The following is a 15453-nucleotide window of genomic DNA, read 5'->3' as shown; positions in this document are numbered from 1 at the left end:
CGCACCCCCGCCGAAGAACTCCACCGACTACTGTCAGACCCGTCCACATTCGTTGCAGCCACCGCTTGAATCCAAGCCGCGAGTCGCGGATGAAACCGCACAACCGCACATCAGACACGGCTCCGCCACCGGACAATTGGCAGCCGGGAAAAGTCAGAGCACCAGCCGAACCAGCGACGCCGTCCTGGCGAGCCCGGGAAAGGCCGCCGCGGTGGAGCGGGGATGCAGGGCGTGAACGGCGAGCCGGAACATCAACGCCCGCAACAGCATCTGCGGCCATTCCGGCAGCGATTCCCACCGCTCGATGAGTCCGTCGTCGGCATCGCCCCAGGACAGCGCATCGACCACGACGACGCCAGCGGCCCACGGCGCGGGGCGCCAGTACGGGGTGATGTCGGTGATGCCAGGAGCCGCCGTGCCAGCGAAAAGCACTGTGCCGTAGAGATCTCCGTGCACCAGCTGACTGGCGCTCTTGGTCGGCCTGCGCAGTCCGGCGAGCTGATTGATCAGTTCGACGGAGCGTTGACCGTCGGCCGAGCCGGGCGACACCCTGGCGCCGGGCGGCAACGAATGCAACGGACGGTCTTCCCATGCCGCGCGGTCGGCGGCGATGAACACGTCGACATCGGCCCACGGCGCGACCGGCGGCTGCGTCAGGAAGCGGGGCCGTTCGAGTTTGGCGGTGGCCTCGTGCAATCGCACCGCGGCCGAGACCACTTCGTCATGGCGGGGTTCGGGCGTGCCGGCGACGTAGGTGTCGGCCCGCCAACCGGCGACCACGTACCTGCCGTCAGTCGAGCGCACCGGCCGGGCGAGCCGGACTCCGTCGACGAACAAGGTTTCGCGGACCTTGGCCGACCACGCCGCCCTGGCGTGGTCGGCAACCATCGACAGCACAACTTCGCCGCAGCGCCAGCCACCCTCCCAGCTAGAGCCGAGCGGTACCGGGCGCACCCCGGCAAGGCCGAACGCCGCCAGCACATGTTCCGGCGGGCGTTCCACAGTCACAAGCTCAGCCTAAGGTGTGAGCCCGCAAACCGGCCGTCAGTACATGACCATGTCGGGCTCGAGCTGCTTGGCCCACGCCACAATGCCGCCCTGCAGATGCACCGCGTCGGAGAATCCGGCCTTCTTGACGATGGCCAGCACCTCAGCCGACCGGACACCGGTCTTGCAGTACAGCACCGGGGTGCGGTCCACCTGGAGTTTGGCGAGTGCGTCGCCCGATTCGAACGACGGCTTCGGGATCAGCTCGGCACCCTGGATGTGATTGATGTCCCACTCGACGGGCTCGCGGACATCGATCAGTGACAACGGCTTTCCGGAGTCCAGCAGCTCCCGGAGTTCGCGCGGCGTGATCGTCGAGTCGGCCGCAGCGGCCGCCGCCTCGTCCGACACCACACCGCAGAATGCCTCGTAGTCGATCAGCTCGGTGATCTTCGGCGTCGCCGGATCCTTGCGGATACGGATGGTGCGGTAGGACATCTCCAGTGCGTCGTAGACCATCAGCCGGCCCAGCAGCGGCTCCCCGATGCCGGTGATGAGCTTGATGGCCTCGGTGCCCATGACAGAGGCGATCGATGCGCACAGGATGCCCAGCACGCCGCCCTCGGCGCACGACGGCACCATGCCGGGGGGCGGCGGCTCGGGGTAGAGATCGCGGTAGTTGAGACCCAGTCCGTCGGGCGCGTCCTCCCAGAACACCGAGACCTGGCCCTCGAACCGGTAAATCGAACCCCACACGTACGGCTTGCCTGCCAGCACCGCGGCATCGTTCACCAGGTAGCGGGTCGCGAAGTTGTCGGTGCCGTCCAAGATCAGGTCGTACTGGCTGAACAGTTCGACGGCGTTGTCGGGCTCCAACCGGAACTCGTGCAGATTGACCCGCACCAGCGGGTTGATCTCGTTGATCGACTCCTTGGCGCTCTGCGCCTTGGACTTCCCGACGTCGGACTGGCCGTGGATGATCTGGCGCTGCAGATTCGATTCGTCGACGACGTCGAACTCGACGATGCCGATAGTGCCCACCCCGGCCGCGGCCAGGTAGAGCAACGCGGGCGATCCGAGCCCGCCCGCACCGATCACCAGCACCTTGGCGTTCTTGAGCCGCTTCTGGCCGTCCACACCGACGTCCGGGATGATCAGGTGCCGGCTGTAGCGGGTCACCTCTTCCCGGGTCAGCTCGGCAGCCGGCTCAACCAGCGGCGGTAACGACACATCCAAATTCGCGGACACCGCACGTCTCCTCAGTTTGTGGTCACTACATGATCCCAGGTGCTCGTAACCACAACGGTAATCCGGCCGCCATACTTCCCGTACTCCGGCAGCCGCGCGCACGCCCGCTAGGCGATGGGGTATGGCCAGGGATTGAAGCGGCACGTCAACCCGTCCGCCTGGACGGTTTCCGGGTCGAACTTCGCCGCGTCGTTGTTGGACGTCGAAAACGTCTGCTGCATCATGATCGGCGCGAGCTCTCCGTTCGCGGCACACGCCTCGTGCCGCTGGTAGCCGATGGCATGACCGACCTCGTGGTTGATGAGGTATTGCCGGTAGGAGCCGATGTCACCCTGGAAGGGCACCGCGCCACGCACCCAGCGGGCCTCATTGACGAACACCCGCGGCTGGTTGCCGTCGAAGGACGGGTTGTAGCAGGACGCCTCCAGTTGGATGTCGTAACCGCAGCCCTCGCGCACCGTGATGGGCGAGGTCAGCGACACCCGGAAATCGGGCTCGATCCCGCTGCCGGCGTCGATGCGAGTGAACGCGAACAGGCCATTGTGCGTCCAGCTCTTGGGGTTGGCCAGCGTCTCGCTGACCATCCGCGCGAAGCCTTCGTCACCGCCGAAGGTCGTGGTGTCCAGACCGTCCTCGACCTCGACGGTGTAAGTGAACGACTTCGTCGTGCCCTCGCCCACCTTCGGCGTCGTGCCCGGCACGATGTGCCACGTCCTGGCGCCTGCCTCGGTGAACGGCCCGCCCGCAGGCAGGATCCCGGTGGGCAGGTTGGCGTCGAACTGGGTCAGGCCTTTGGGCGGGGCGCCGATGATCGCGGTGCTGGCAGCGTCGATGGTCGGTGGGCCCTGCACGGGGCCTTCGGCCTCATGGGCGGGCGACGAGCTACTGGTGCCCGTGATCGTCTGGTACACGACCACCACGGTCAGCACGATGAGCACCGGGAGGGCGTAGGCGCGCCAGCCGTAGGTGGAGACGAAGCGCCCGATCCACGTCTGCTTGCGCCAGTGCTGGTGCTCGTCGCGGTTGGACCGCGGGCGGCCCGAGTCCACCGCGAGCGGATCGCGTTGTGCGCGCAGCGGCTCCCGCCATTCGTTGCGCAGCGCCGGGACACGGCCACCCCCGCGATGTCCCGGGTCGTAGGTCACCGAACCAGGATGGCATAGCCACCTGAGGATCTGTCGCCTGTGCATCTGGTCCGTAACCACGCCGCTGCCAATTCGAAACAACGGTCGCCGCGCGCCCGCGCAGCGCGGTTGGGCGCCGGCATTTCGCAACGTATGGCGCAACGGTAGTAATGTCGTTGCGATGAGCCGCCTGGACGAACATGTCCAAGTGCGCCAGAGCAATACAGATTGAGGACTTGATGAGCGATCTCGCCAACACCGCCGAGAAGAGAGGTGAGAAACCGGCGACCGGTGGTGGACGACGTGGAAACCGGCTGCCCCGCGACGAACGACGGGGGCAGCTTCTGGTCGCCGCGAGCGAGGTTTTCGTCGACCGCGGGTACCACGCGGCCGGCATGGACGAGATCGCCGAACGCGCGGGCGTCAGCAAGCCTGTTCTGTACCAACACTTTTCATCGAAGCTCGAGCTCTACCTGGCCGTGCTGCAACGCCACGTCGACAATCTGGTCTCGGGCGTGCGCCAGGCGCTGCGCACCACGACCGACAACCGGCAACGGCTTCGCGCCGCGGTGGAGGCGTTCTTCGATTTCATCGAACATGACAGCCAGGGCTACCGGCTGATCTTCGAGAACGACTATGTGACCGAACCGCAGGTCGCCTCGCAGGTGAAGGTGGCCACCGAAGCGTGCACCGATGCGGTGTTCGACCTGATCAGCCGTGACTCGGGACTCGAGGCCCATCGGGCCCGGATGATCGCGGTCGGCCTGGTTGCCATCAGCGTCGACTCGGCGCGCTACTGGCTGAACAACGAGCGGCCGATCGACAAGGATGCGGCCGTTGAGGGCACGGTGCAGTTCGCCTGGGGCGGACTGTCACACGTGCCGCTCACGCGCTCCTAGAACCTCAGACGGAAGCCCCGGCCGGCTCCGAGCCGATACCGAATCCGACCCGCCGCACATCGGCGGCACCGATCTCGACATAGGCGATCCTGGCGGTCTGCACCAGGAAACGACGGCCCTTCTCGTCGGTCAGCGCGAGCACACCCGAACCCTGGCCGAGTGCGTCGGTGACCAGCTGCTCCACCTCGCTGGGTGTCTGCGCACTGTTGAAGGTCAGCTCACGCGGGCTGTCCGTGACACCGATCTTGACCTCCACGCTGGAACCCCTTCTCTATCTCTCTTCTTGGACTTCGTGTCCATCAGCAGGCTAGTGGACGGACGCGGTGAGTTGCCGCCGCAGGCGGTTCGCGGTGAGCGAAGCCGCGCGATATGGCAGTGATGTTCGGCGACCGAACCGAGTCCGGACCGTGATCGACACGCGCCGCGCTCAACCTCATCTGTCACATCAGCCTCGATAGCATCAGCAGCGATATTGGACGAGACGACTGGGATAGCCGCATGACCAGGCCTTATTCGCCGTATGACACCGCGCCGACCGAACGCTTCGGGGAACGCCCGCAGGGGCCGGGAAGCTACCGCGAGCACACCTCGTACCCGGGCTCCCCCGGTTACGTCGGCAGCGACTACGGCGCCTACGCAGGTGACTACGAGAACTACGACGACTTCGTTGACGACGACGACATCGAGTTCTACGAAGAGTCGATCGACCGGCGCTGGATCTGGGTCGCCGGGGTGGCCGGCGCGATCCTGCTCGTGGCGGTGATCTGCACGGTCGTCATCCTCGGCGGCGGAGACAGCGGTTCGGTGTCGGCCACCGTGGCCGCACCGCCGCAGACCAGCCAGCCCGCGACCACCGCGCCGCAGGATGCGACGTCGAAGCCCGTTCCGCCGCGCGCGGCACCCACCGGACCGCTGTCGCCCGAGACCGTGACGACGGTGACGCCGAGCGCGCCGGCGCCGACGGCGACCGCCGCACCCGCACCGGCCGCACCGCCCGCCGAGGCCGCGCCGCCGCCACCGGACCCGCGCACCATCACCTACACGGTGACCGGCAACCGCCAGCTGATCGACCTGGTGACGATCGTCTACACCGACGCGCAGGGCGCGCTGCAGACCGACATCAACGTGGCGCTGCCGTGGACCAAGACCGTGGTGCTCAACCCGGGTGTGCAGCTCAAGTCGGTGACCGCGACGAGCGTGGCCGGTCAGCTCAACTGCGCGATCACCGACGCCGCAGGCGCCGTGCTGGTGCAGCAGGCCAACAACAGCATGATCGCCACCTGCACGCAGTAGCGCGGGCGATCACGCCAGGCCGAGCTCCTGCATGCGGTTGTGGTGGGTGTTCTGCAGCCGGCCGAAGAACTCGGCCAGCTGCGTCAGCCCCTCGCCGCTCGACATGACGAGGTCGACGAGCTCGTCATGATCGGCGAGCACGAACTGGGCCTGGGTGACGGCCTCGCCCAGCAGCCGGCGCGCCCACAGCGCGAGCCGGTGCCGCTGGCGATCGCTGGCCGTCACCGCGGCCTGCACCTCGGCGACGACGAACTGCGAGTGACCGGTCTCGGCCAGCACCGCACGCACCACCGAAGCCACCTCGTCGGGCAGCGCGTCGGCGATCTCCAGATAGAAGTCGGCTGCCAGCGCGTCACCGATGTAGGTCTTCACCAACGCCTCCAGCCACGTGCTCGGCGTCGTCATCCGGTGGTAGTTCTCCAGCGCCGAGGCGTAGCGCGTCATCGCCGGGACGACATCAACTCCCCTGCGCTCCAACGCATCTCGCAACAGCTCGTAGTGGCCCATCTCGGCAGCAGCCATGCTGGCCATGTTGATCCGGCCGCGCAGATTGGGCGCCATCCGCGCCTCCTCGGTGAGCCGGTAGAACGCCGCGACCTCTCCGTACGCGAGCACCGCGAACAGCTCGTTGACGCCAGGATGGTCGGCCGTCACGCCCGTGGTGACCGATTCGACGATCTGTTCTGCGGCAGGCTGCGACGCGTTCATGGGGCCAACTTTAGACGCCGCGGGGCGTGCCGACGTGCCGGCAAATCAGCGTGATCACCCCGACCAGCTACAATGGCATGTGGTAACGGCTTCGGGCCGACTTTTGGATCGATGCTGAGTCGTTTCTGGGCCGCACGAACCGCTACCAGGAAATGCGCGTGCACGCGTTGGCCCGCCATGAGAGCTGGGCCCAGCGGATCGGCAGCGCCACCGGATACGAGATGTATCCCGGCGAACCCGGCCGTTTCATCGTCGAACTCGTGCGCGCTGGATGCCCATGAGGTTTGACAGTGAAAGGCTACGTCCACCGCATATGACTCAACTCAATCCATCGTTTGCCAAACTCGGAGTTCGCGACGAAATAGTCCGCGCACTCGCCGACAACGGCATCGAACACCCCTTTGCCATCCAAGAACTCACCCTGCCCTTGGCGCTCGCCGGCGACGATCTGATCGGCCAGGCCCGCACCGGTATGGGCAAGACCTACGCATTCGGCGTTCCGCTGCTGCACCGCGTCTCGACCGACGAAAGCCGCCCGCTGACGGGGACGCCCCGGGCGCTGGTCGTGGTACCGACCCGCGAGCTATGCCTGCAGGTCTACGACGATCTGGCCGCCGCGTCGAAGTACCTGTCCGGACCGGACCGCAAGTTCACCGTGACGTCGATCTACGGCGGACGGCCCTATGAGCCCCAGATCGAAGCGCTCCGTAAAGGCGTCGACGTCGTCGTCGGCACCCCGGGACGGCTGCTCGACCTGGCCCAGCAGGGTCACCTCCAACTCGGCGGGCTTTCGGTGCTCGTCCTCGACGAGGCCGACGAGATGCTCGACCTCGGCTTCCTGCCCGACATCGAGCGCATCCTGCGGCTCACGCCCGACGACCGGCAGTCGATGCTCTTCTCGGCGACCATGCCCGACCCGATCATCACGCTGGCCCGCACATTCATGAACCAGCCGACCCACATCCGCGCCGAGGCGCCCCATTCGGCGGCCACGCACGACACCACCGAGCAGTTCGCCTACCGGGCCCACGCCCTGGACAAGGCCGAGCTGGTCAGCCGGATTCTGCAGGCCGAGGGCCGCGGCGCCACGATGATCTTCACGCGTACCAAGCGCACCGCGCAGAAGGTGTCCGACGAACTGGCCGAACGCGGCTTCAAGGTCGACGCGGTGCACGGCGACCTGGGCCAGGGTGCCAGGGAGAAGGCCCTGAAGTCGTTCCGTACGGGCGCGGTGGACGTGCTCGTCGCGACCGACGTGGCGGCACGCGGTATCGACATCGACGACGTCACGCACGTCATCAACTACCAGTGCCCCGAAGACGAGCAGGCCTATGTGCACCGCATCGGGCGCACCGGCCGCGCCGGCAAGACCGGCGTCGCGATCACCTTGGTCGACTGGGACGAGCTGCCCCGCTGGGAGATGATCGACAAGGCGCTGGACCTCGGCTGCCCCGACCCGGCCGAGACGTATTCGAGCTCGCCGCACATCTACGAGGAGCTCGGCATCCCGACCGACGCCACCGGCAATGTCGGTGCAGCCCGCCGGTCCGGCGCCAAGCGCCGCAGTGACGACGCCGACGGCTCGGAAACGCGGATCTCGTCGTCGGCCGACTCGGCGGACCGTCCGGCCAGGACCAGGAACCGCACCCGTCGTCGCACGCGCGGCGGCAAGCCCGTCACCGGTCATGTCGAGGGTGCGGCCACGTCCGACGAGGGTGACGCCGCGCCGGTCGCCGAATCCGACGACACCGCAGGCGAAGCCTCGCATGCCGGACGTCGTCGGCGCCGGCGCCGTCCGCGCAAGACCGAAGCGGCCACTCAGGTAGCAACCACGGGCTGACCCTAAACTCACCACCCGATGGTCAAACCCGAACGCCGCACGCGCGGCGATATGGTCGCGGCCGCGGCGATAGTCGTAGTGGTCGCCGTCGCCGCCGGATTGATCTGGTGGACCAGTGATGCGCGGGCGACGATCAGTCGACCAGCGGCATCACCGGTGCCGTACCTGACCCCGGCCGACCAGGTGCCCGCGGGCCTGCAACAGCTGTGGGCCACGCCGAGCCCGAAGACCACCGCCCCGGTCGTCGCCGGTGGCGCCGTGGTGACCGGTGACGGCCGGACCGTCGATGGACGCGATCCGGTCAGCGGCGCGGTGTTGTGGAGCTATGCGCGTGACGTCGAGTTGTGCGGTGTGACGTCGGTGTACCAGTACGCGGTGGCGGTCTATCCGGACGTCCGCGGTTGTGGGCAGGTCAGCACGATCGACGGCAAGACCGGTCGTCGTGGGCCGGCCCGCTCCGGTTACTCCGATCCCGAGGTCAGGTTGGCCTCCGACGGCGTGACGGTGTTGTCGGCCGGCGACAGCCGGTTGGAGCTGTGGCGTTCCGACATGGTTCGGATGCTCAGTTACGGCGCGCTCGACGCCCGGATCAAGCCGGACGTTCCGGCGTCGCCGGTGTGCCGGAAGCTTTCGGCGGCCGCGAGTTCGTCGGCGGTGTCGGTACTGGAATCGTGCCCGAAGCAGAAAGACGTGCGGCTGACGTTGCTGCGGCCGGCCGACGAGGAGGACACCCCCGAGGTGCGCTACGTCGAGCTGCCGGGTGTCACCGACGATTCCGGCGCGCAGGTGATCGCGGTGTCGGAGACCACGACGGCGGTGTACGTGCCGACACCGAGACCGACGGTCAACATCATCGACGAGACGGGTGCGACGGTCGCCAGCACGCTGTTGGCGAAGCCGGCCGCACCGCAGTCGACCACCACGAAGGCCGGTGATCTGATCACCTGGTGGACCGGCGACTCGGTGCTCGTGTTCAGTGCCAGTGGCTTGCGCTACAAGTTCACCGTCACCCCGTCGGGGCCGCACGTACCGGTCGGACCGGCCACACTGATGGCCGGGCGCCTGCTGGTCCCCGTCGACGACGGCTACGACGTCTTCGATCCGGCCACCGGCACGGGTGAGCGGCACATCGCGGTGGCCAGGGAGCCCAGCGTGTCACCGGTCGTGCCCGCGGTGGCCGGCTCCACCGTGCTCGAGCAGCGCGGCACCGAACTCGTGGCGCTCGGCGCTGCGTAAAGGCTTGCGGCTCAACCGATGTCGATGACGACGACGGTGGTGTTGTCATGGCCGCCTGCGTCGTTGGCGACGTCGACGAGGCGGCGTACGGCCGCCTCGGGCCCGGCCGTGGCCGCGGCGTCGACGATCGCCGCGTCCGCGGCGGCCGCGAACAGGCCGTCGGTGCTGATGAGCAACCGGTCGCCGGGGCGGCAGTCGATGTCGAGCAGATCAGGCTGGATGTGCGGGCCGATGCCGAGCGCCCGGGTGAGCAGATGCCGCTGCGGGTGCGAGCGTGCCTCATCGCGGGTGATCTCACCGGCTCGCACCAATTCGCCCGCCACGCTGTGGTCGTCGGTGAGCTGGTCCATCCGCCCGTCACGGATCAGGTGCAGCGGCGAGTCACCGATGTTGACGGCCAGCGGGCCACCGTGCTCGGATCCGAAGAGCGCGACCGCGGTCAGCGTGGCACCGGATACGGCGCCGTCTCCGGTGACGAAATCCCACACCTGCTGGTTGGCCTGCTGCACGGCCTCGATCAGCCCGGCCCGGTCCGGGGCGGCAGCGAACCCGGCGGCGAGCACTTCGAGCGCGATGCGGCTGGCGTGTTCACCGCAGACACCGAAGCCGTCGGCAACCGCATAGAGGATGCCGTCGGCAAGCACGGCATCCTGGTTGCTCTCTCGCACCGGACCCTGGTCGGAGGCGGTGGCTGCCGCGACAACCGATGCCATCAGAAACGTCCTCTCGTCGTCAGGTTGCGCCCGGCGGTGCGCCACCACCGGAGCGGGTCGTGTGGCCAGCTCCGCGCCGACCGTACCGAGCGCCATGCGGCGCGTGTCGTATTCGGCATCCAATGCGGCCAGCCATGCGGCGATTTGCGGTTCATTCGGCTCCCGGAGGTACGCCTCGATCTCGGCCACCGGCACGTGCGCCTGACGCAACAGCGCGACAATACGGGCCTCTGCCATCTGGTGGCGGCTGTAATAGCGATAGCCGGTCAGCTCATCGACGGCGGCGGGAACCAGAACCCCCATCGCCGCGTATGACCGCAGCATCTTCGCCGACAGACCACACTTGGCTGCGAACTCCCCGATGCTCAGCAGTTCCTCGTTCATGCCGCCAAGGATTGCGGCTGCCCGTAGGGCAAGGTCAAGGACGCGCCTGGCGCGCTACCCCACCTCGGGGGTGAAGGTCGGCAATTTCTTGCCGGACTTCCAGTGCTTGAGCAGCGCCTCTGCGAGTTCGCGATAGGCCAGCGCGCCCTTGGTCTTGCGTCCGGCCAGTACCGACGAGCCAGATGCGCTTGCCTCGGCGAACCGCACGGTGCGCGGGATCGGCGGGGCCAGCACCGGCAGCTCGTACCGGTCCGCCACATCGAGCAGCACGTCACGGCTGTGGGTGGTGCGCGAATCGTAGAGCGTCGGCAGCGCGCCGAGCAGTTTCAGGTCGGCGTTGGTGATCTGCTGGACGTCGGAGATCGTCCGCAGGAACTGGCCGACACCCCGATGGGCCAGCGTCTCGCACTGCAGCGGCACGATCACGTCGTGCGCAGCCGTCAATCCGTTGAGGGTCAGCACCCCAAGCGACGGCGGACAGTCGATGATCACCACGTCGAAGTCGGATTCGAGTTTGGCCAGCGCCCGTTTGAGGGCGTACTCCCGCCCGGCCCGCATCAACAGCATGGCCTCGGCGCCGGCCAGGTCGATGTTGGCAGGCAGCAGTGTCATGCCCTCGTCTGTCGCGACGAGCGCCGCACTCGGCTCGACCTCGCCGAGCAGCACCTCGTGCACCGACACCGGCAGTTTGTCCGGGTCCTGCCCCAGCGAGAACGTCAGACAGCCCTGCGGATCCAGGTCGACCAGCAGCACGCGCCGGCCTTTCTCCGCAATCGCCGCACCCAGCGACGCCACTGTCGTCGTCTTGGCTACCCCACCCTTTTGATTGGCGACCGCTAATACTCGCGTCACATGTTCATCCAAGCACGCTCTGCGCGGCATCGGCCCGACGTGCGGCAGAATCGCCGGTGTGAGCGCCACGCAGCACCGCCTTATGTTGCTTCGGCATGGTGAGACCGAGTGGTCCGCCAGCGGAAGACACACCGGGCGCACCGACCTGGACCTCACCGACACCGGCCGTTACCAGGCCAAGTTGGCCGCCGAGGCCCTCGCCGAGCTGCAGCTGCACGATCCTTTGGTGGTCAGCAGCCCGCGCCACCGCGCGCTGGTCACGGCCGAACTCGCCGGGCTGACGGTCGATGAGATCGACCCGCTGCTGGCGGAGTGGGACTACGGCGATTACGAAGGCCTGACCACCCCGCAGATTCGCGAGACCGAGCCGGATTGGCTGGTGTGGACACACGGCTGCCCCGGCGGGGAGAGCGTCGCGGACGTGAGTGATCGCGCCGACCGTGCCGTGGCCCTCGCGCTGAGCCATATGGAAACCCGCGACGTGGTGTTCGTCGGACATGGTCATTTCTCCCGCGCAATGCTGACCCGCTGGGTGGAGTTGCCGGTCGCCGACGGTATCCGGGTCTCGATGGTGCCCGCGTCGATCGCGGTGTGCGGGTTCGAGCACGGGGTCCGCCAGATCACCGCCCTGGGCCTGACCGCCCATCCCAACCCGTGCCTTCCACAATGACCCCGTCCTTCGTCCTGGCCGGCCCGTCCGGCACGGTGATCGCCGACGGAATCCGGACGCCGTACGCCGAGATCGCCGCGGCGCAGGCCGCGTTGCGGTCGGGGGCGGCGTCAATTGTGTTGGGCGCGTTGCCATTCGACTTGTCGACTGCCGCGGCGCTGCACGAACCGGACGCCGTCCGCTTCGAGGACGCCCTACCCCACTGGGCCACGGGCCCGGCTCCTGAGCTGCTCGGCCGCGAGACGGTGCCGCCGAGCGCGGTGCATCGCGAGCGCGTCGCCGAAGCCGTGCGACGTCTGCGTGACCCCCAGACCGCGCTGGACAAGGTGGTGCTGGCGCGGGCTTTGCGGCTGACGGCTCGGTCAGCCTGGGACCCGCGCGCCGTACTGCGCAGGCTCGCCGATGCCGACCCGGCCGCCACGGTGTATCTGACGGACCTGACCCCGGCCGGCGGACCGCACTCCGGCACCGCGTTGGTCGGCGCCAGCCCGGAGCTGCTCGTCGCCCGGGAGGGCGAACTGGTGATCTGCCAACCGTTCGCGGGTTCTGCGCCGCGCGCGGCCGATCCGGAGACCGACCGGGCCAACGCCGTCGCGCTCGCCGCCTCGGCGAAGAACCGTCACGAACACCAGCTCGTGGTCGACGTCATGCGCAAGGCCCTCGACCCGTTGTGTGTCGACCTGCAGATCGCCGCCGAACCCGACCTGCACGGCACCGACGCGCTGTGGCATCTCAGCACGCCCATCCGCGGGCGCCTGCGGGAAAAGAACACGACCGCAATCGATCTCGCGATGGCGCTGCATCCCACACCCGCGGTCGGCGGGGTGCCTGCCGATTCGGCCGCCGCACTGATCGGCGAGATCGAGGGCGATCGGGGCTTTTACGCGGGGGCCGTCGGCTGGTGCGACAGTCGTGGCGACGGCCGCTGGGTGGTGTCGATCCGCTGCGCGGTGTTGTCGGCCGATCGCCGCACCGCAGTGGCGCACGCCGGCGGCGGTATCGTCGCCGAATCCGATCCGGACGACGAAGTCGCCGAGACCACGACGAAGTTCCGGACCATCCTGACTGGACTGGGGGCAACAGCATGACCGAGCTGATCCGCCGGGCACAGCCCGGCGACGAGGTCGAGATCACCGCGATGATCCACGAACTCGCCGAGTTCGAACGCGCCAGCGACGAGTGCACCGTCACCGAAAAGCACATGCAGAACGCGCTTTTCGGCGACCAGCCGGTTGCCTACGCGCACATGGTCGAGGTCGACGGGCAGGTTGCCGCCACCGCGGTGTGGTTCCTCAATTTCTCGACGTGGGATGGCGTGGCGGGCATCTATCTCGAGGATCTGTATGTGCGGCCGGCGTTCCGGCGGCGCGGTCTGGCCCGGAAATTGTTGTCCACGTTGGCCCGAGAATGCGTGACGAACGGATACTCGCGGCTGCAATGGGCCGTGCTCAACTGGAACGTCAACGCCATCGCGCTCTACGACGCGGTCGGCGGCAAACCGCAGACCGAGTGGACCACCTACCGCGTCTCGGGCACCGAGCTGACCGCGCTCGCCGAAGGCTAGGGGCCGACGGCAACGGCCGACGGGAGCGTCCGGCTCGCCGCCTCGAGCATCGACACGTCGCGCACGGCACCCTTGTCGGCCGACAACGCCATCGCGGCATAGGCCCGTAGTGCCGGCGAGACACGCCGATCCCGATCTTTGGGCCAGAACCCGCCACTGTCTTGCAGGCGGCGTCGACGCTCGTCGAGTTCCGTTGCCTCGACGCGAAGTTCGATGCTGCGGGCAGGGATGTCGATGTCGATGATGTCGCCGTTCTCGATGAGGGCGATCGTGCCGCCGGCCGCCGCTTCGGGTGACACGTGCCCGATGGACAGACCCGACGATCCGCCCGAGAAGCGGCCATCAGTGATCAATGCGCACGCCTTGCCGAGCCCCACGGCTTTCAAATAGGAAGTGGGATACAGCATTTCCTGCATACCCGGCCCACCACGAGGTCCTTCGTAGCGGACGACGAGCACATCGCCCGCCTGCACCCGACCGGACAGGATGACCTCCTGGGCTTCCTCCTGGGACTCGACGACAACGGCCGGGCCGCTGAACCGCAGGATCGAGGCGTCGACGCCCGCGGTCTTCACCACGCAGCCGTCCTCGGCGAGGTTGCCGCGCAAGATCGCCAGTCCGCCGTCCGCGGAGTAGGCGTGGGCGACGTCGCGGATGCATCCCGACACCGCGTCGAGATCGAGGCTTTCCCACCGGCACGACTGCGAGAACGCCGTGCTCGAACGTTGTCCGCCGGGCGCGGCGTAGAAGAGGTCGACGGCCTGCGCCGAAACCGCCGGGCTGCGCACATCCCATGCGCTCAGCCAGTCGACCAGCGAATCGGCGTGAATCGACCGCACACCGGTGTCGAGCAACCCGGCGCGCAACAACTCGCCCATCACCGCCGGTATCCCACCCGCCCGGTGCACGTCTTCCATCAGGTAATCGCCGTTCGGAGCGACCTTGCAGATACACGGAATCCGCTTCGACATCGCCTCGATGTCGGCCAACGTGAAATCGACCTCGGCCTCGTGTGCCGCGGCCAGCAGATGCAGGATCGTGTTGGTCGACCCGCCCATCGCGATGTCCACGGCCATCGCATTGGAGAACGCCGCGCGCGAGGCGATGCTGCGCGGCAACACCCGCGCGTCGTCCTCGTCGTAATAGCGCCGCGCAAGTTCCACGACGACAGCACCCGCCTGCTCGTACAGACGACCACGTGCCGTGTGGGTGGCCAAGGTGCTGCCATTACCGGGCAGTGCCAGACCGATTGCCTCGGTCAGGCAGTTCATCGAGTTGGCGGTGAACATGCCCGAGCACGACCCGCACGTCGGGCACGCGGCCTCTTCGATGCGGCCGATGTCGGCGTCGGAGACGTCGGCGGCCACCGCATCCGACATGGCCGAGACCAGGTTGAGCCGGGTCCGCACGGTGCCGTCGACCAGGGTCGCGGTGCCACCCTCCATCGGCCCGCCCGACACGAAAACGGTGGGCACGTCGAGCCGCAGGGCCGCCATCAGCATGCCCGGAGTGATCTTGTCGCAGTTCGAGATACACACCAGGGCATCGGCGCAGTGCGCGTTCACCATGTATTCGACCGAATCGGCGATGAGGTCGCGCGACGGCAGCGAGTACAGCATGCCGCCGTGCCCCATCGCGATACCGTCGTCGACGGCAATCGTGTTGAACTCGCGCGGGATACCCCCCGCGGCGGATACGGCCTCGCTGACCACGCGCCCGACCGGCGCCAGATGCGTGTGGCCCGGGACGAACTCGGTGAAGCTGTTGGCGATCGCAACGATGGGCTTGCCGAAGTCGCTCGCGGATACGCCTGCGGCACGCAGCAGCGCGCGGGCGCCTGCCATGTTGCGGCCATGGGTGATGGTTCTGGATCTGAGTTCCGGCATGACAGCCATCGTGGCCGTCGGAACGAAATCGGCGAAGACGCTCTTGGCA

Annotated in this window: 16 protein-coding genes; 8 read left to right on the top strand and 8 right to left on the bottom strand. The window is 67.8% G+C overall.

Annotated features, from left to right (window positions below; translation table 11 throughout):
• Window positions 1-153 precede the first annotated feature (153 nt).
• The 3 genes from AWC31_RS27480 to AWC31_RS27470 all read right to left on the bottom strand — a co-directional run bounded on the left by AWC31_RS27480 (window position 154) and on the right by AWC31_RS27470 (window position 3380).
• Window positions 154-1008 carry a TIGR02569 family protein gene (locus AWC31_RS27480; RefSeq protein ID WP_067854440.1) on the bottom strand — a complete coding sequence of 285 codons (855 nt, stop codon included), beginning with the start codon at window positions 1006-1008 and terminating at the stop codon, window positions 154-156.
• A gap of 36 nt (window positions 1009-1044) precedes the next feature.
• A complete protein-coding gene (gene moeZ / locus AWC31_RS27475) occupies window positions 1045-2223 on the bottom strand; it encodes an adenylyltransferase/sulfurtransferase MoeZ (RefSeq protein WP_110775301.1) in 1179 nt (392 codons plus the stop codon).
• Between the two features lie 119 nt (window positions 2224-2342).
• Window positions 2343-3380, bottom strand: coding sequence for a DUF3152 domain-containing protein (locus tag AWC31_RS27470; RefSeq protein ID WP_067854442.1), 1038 nt, complete (start codon window positions 3378-3380; stop codon window positions 2343-2345).
• A 218-nt stretch (window positions 3381-3598) separates the two neighbouring features.
• Between AWC31_RS27470 and AWC31_RS27465 the strand changes: the two genes are divergently transcribed.
• Window positions 3599-4258 carry an HTH-type transcriptional activator FasR gene (locus tag AWC31_RS27465; RefSeq protein WP_067854445.1) on the top strand — a complete coding sequence of 220 codons (660 nt, stop codon included), beginning with the start codon at window positions 3599-3601 and terminating at the stop codon, window positions 4256-4258.
• A gap of 4 nt (window positions 4259-4262) precedes the next feature.
• Here AWC31_RS27465 and AWC31_RS27460 read toward each other — a convergent pair whose 3' ends face one another.
• Complete coding sequence (locus AWC31_RS27460; RefSeq protein ID WP_067854448.1) at window positions 4263-4514, bottom strand: DUF3107 domain-containing protein; 252 nt, start codon at window positions 4512-4514, stop codon at window positions 4263-4265.
• A 242-nt stretch (window positions 4515-4756) separates the two neighbouring features.
• Between AWC31_RS27460 and AWC31_RS27455 the strand changes: the two genes are divergently transcribed.
• Window positions 4757-5551 carry an MmpS family transport accessory protein gene (locus AWC31_RS27455; protein ID WP_085147247.1) on the top strand — a complete coding sequence of 265 codons (795 nt, stop codon included), beginning with the start codon at window positions 4757-4759 and terminating at the stop codon, window positions 5549-5551.
• Window positions 5552-5560: 9 nt separating this feature from the next.
• Here AWC31_RS27455 and AWC31_RS27450 read toward each other — a convergent pair whose 3' ends face one another.
• On the bottom strand, window positions 5561-6259 hold the full coding sequence (locus AWC31_RS27450; protein WP_067854454.1) for a ferritin-like fold-containing protein: 699 nt from the start codon (window positions 6257-6259) through the stop codon (window positions 5561-5563).
• A gap of 158 nt (window positions 6260-6417) precedes the next feature.
• Here AWC31_RS27450 and AWC31_RS38180 point away from each other — a divergent pair, with 158 nt between their 5' ends.
• The 3 genes from AWC31_RS38180 to AWC31_RS27440 are packed head-to-tail and all read left to right on the top strand — an operon-like array spanning window position 6418 to window position 9335.
• On the top strand, window positions 6418-6540 hold the full coding sequence (locus tag AWC31_RS38180; RefSeq protein ID WP_264051909.1) for a hypothetical protein: 123 nt from the start codon (window positions 6418-6420) through the stop codon (window positions 6538-6540).
• A gap of 32 nt (window positions 6541-6572) precedes the next feature.
• Entirely contained in the window at window positions 6573-8099 is a 1527-nt protein-coding gene (locus AWC31_RS27445; protein WP_067854457.1) for a DEAD/DEAH box helicase, read from the top strand.
• A gap of 18 nt (window positions 8100-8117) precedes the next feature.
• On the top strand, window positions 8118-9335 hold the full coding sequence (locus tag AWC31_RS27440; RefSeq protein ID WP_085147245.1) for an Rv3212 family protein: 1218 nt from the start codon (window positions 8118-8120) through the stop codon (window positions 9333-9335).
• Window positions 9336-9346: 11 nt separating this feature from the next.
• Here the strand turns inward: AWC31_RS27440 and AWC31_RS27435 are convergent, their stop codons facing one another.
• Window positions 9347-10432 (bottom strand): MerR family transcriptional regulator, encoded by a 1086-nt coding sequence (locus tag AWC31_RS27435; RefSeq protein WP_085147243.1) that lies wholly within the window; start codon window positions 10430-10432, stop codon window positions 9347-9349.
• Between the two features lie 54 nt (window positions 10433-10486).
• Complete coding sequence (locus AWC31_RS27430) at window positions 10487-11314, bottom strand: ParA family protein (protein ID WP_207626443.1); 828 nt, start codon at window positions 11312-11314, stop codon at window positions 10487-10489.
• A gap of 28 nt (window positions 11315-11342) precedes the next feature.
• On the opposite strand from AWC31_RS27430, the gene AWC31_RS27425 reads away from it, so the two are divergent.
• The 3 genes from AWC31_RS27425 to AWC31_RS27415 are packed head-to-tail and all read left to right on the top strand — an operon-like array spanning window position 11343 to window position 13518.
• Complete coding sequence (locus AWC31_RS27425) at window positions 11343-11954, top strand: acid phosphatase (RefSeq protein ID WP_085147240.1); 612 nt, start codon at window positions 11343-11345, stop codon at window positions 11952-11954.
• Window positions 11951-13042: an isochorismate synthase gene (locus AWC31_RS27420; protein WP_085147238.1), complete on the top strand. Its 1092-nt coding sequence runs from the start codon at window positions 11951-11953 to the stop codon at window positions 13040-13042. Before AWC31_RS27425 ends, AWC31_RS27420 begins: the two co-directional genes overlap by 4 nt.
• Window positions 13039-13518 carry a GNAT family N-acetyltransferase gene (locus tag AWC31_RS27415; RefSeq protein WP_085147236.1) on the top strand — a complete coding sequence of 160 codons (480 nt, stop codon included), beginning with the start codon at window positions 13039-13041 and terminating at the stop codon, window positions 13516-13518. The genes AWC31_RS27420 and AWC31_RS27415 overlap by 4 nt, the downstream gene beginning before the upstream one ends.
• On the opposite strand, the gene ilvD is transcribed toward AWC31_RS27415, so the two are convergent.
• Window positions 13515-15404 (bottom strand): dihydroxy-acid dehydratase, encoded by a 1890-nt coding sequence (gene ilvD, locus AWC31_RS27410; RefSeq protein WP_085147383.1) that lies wholly within the window; start codon window positions 15402-15404, stop codon window positions 13515-13517. The two genes, AWC31_RS27415 and ilvD, sit on opposite strands and share 4 nt — an antisense overlap.
• Window positions 15405-15453: the final 49 nt, after the last annotated feature.

Origin of the sequence: Mycolicibacterium wolinskyi, from assembly GCF_002101965.1 — a bacterium.
Classification (GTDB): Bacteria; Actinomycetota; Actinomycetes; order Mycobacteriales; family Mycobacteriaceae; genus Mycobacterium; species Mycobacterium wolinskyi.
Note: the sequence above shows the minus strand (reverse complement) of the source record. Positions and strands in the feature narration are given on the sequence as shown.

Coding starts and splice junctions, on each gene's coding strand:
- AWC31_RS27465 (WP_067854445.1), top strand. CDS start 3,599: ATGAGCGATCTCGCCAACACCGCCGAGAAGAGAGGTGAGAAACCGGCG.
- AWC31_RS27455 (WP_085147247.1), top strand. CDS start 4,757: ATGACCAGGCCTTATTCGCCGTATGACACCGCGCCGACCGAACGCTTC.
- AWC31_RS27450 (WP_067854454.1), bottom strand. CDS start 6,259: ATGAACGCGTCGCAGCCTGCCGCAGAACAGATCGTCGAATCGGTCACC.
- AWC31_RS27445 (WP_067854457.1), top strand. CDS start 6,573: ATGACTCAACTCAATCCATCGTTTGCCAAACTCGGAGTTCGCGACGAA.
- AWC31_RS27440 (WP_085147245.1), top strand. CDS start 8,118: ATGGTCAAACCCGAACGCCGCACGCGCGGCGATATGGTCGCGGCCGCG.
- AWC31_RS27435 (WP_085147243.1), bottom strand. CDS start 10,432: ATGAACGAGGAACTGCTGAGCATCGGGGAGTTCGCAGCCAAGTGTGGT.
- AWC31_RS27430 (WP_207626443.1), bottom strand. CDS start 11,314: ATGCCGCGCAGAGCGTGCTTGGATGAACATGTGACGCGAGTATTAGCG.
- AWC31_RS27420 (WP_085147238.1), top strand. CDS start 11,951: ATGACCCCGTCCTTCGTCCTGGCCGGCCCGTCCGGCACGGTGATCGCC.
- AWC31_RS27415 (WP_085147236.1), top strand. CDS start 13,039: ATGACCGAGCTGATCCGCCGGGCACAGCCCGGCGACGAGGTCGAGATC.
- ilvD (WP_085147383.1), bottom strand. CDS start 15,404: ATGCCGGAACTCAGATCCAGAACCATCACCCATGGCCGCAACATGGCA.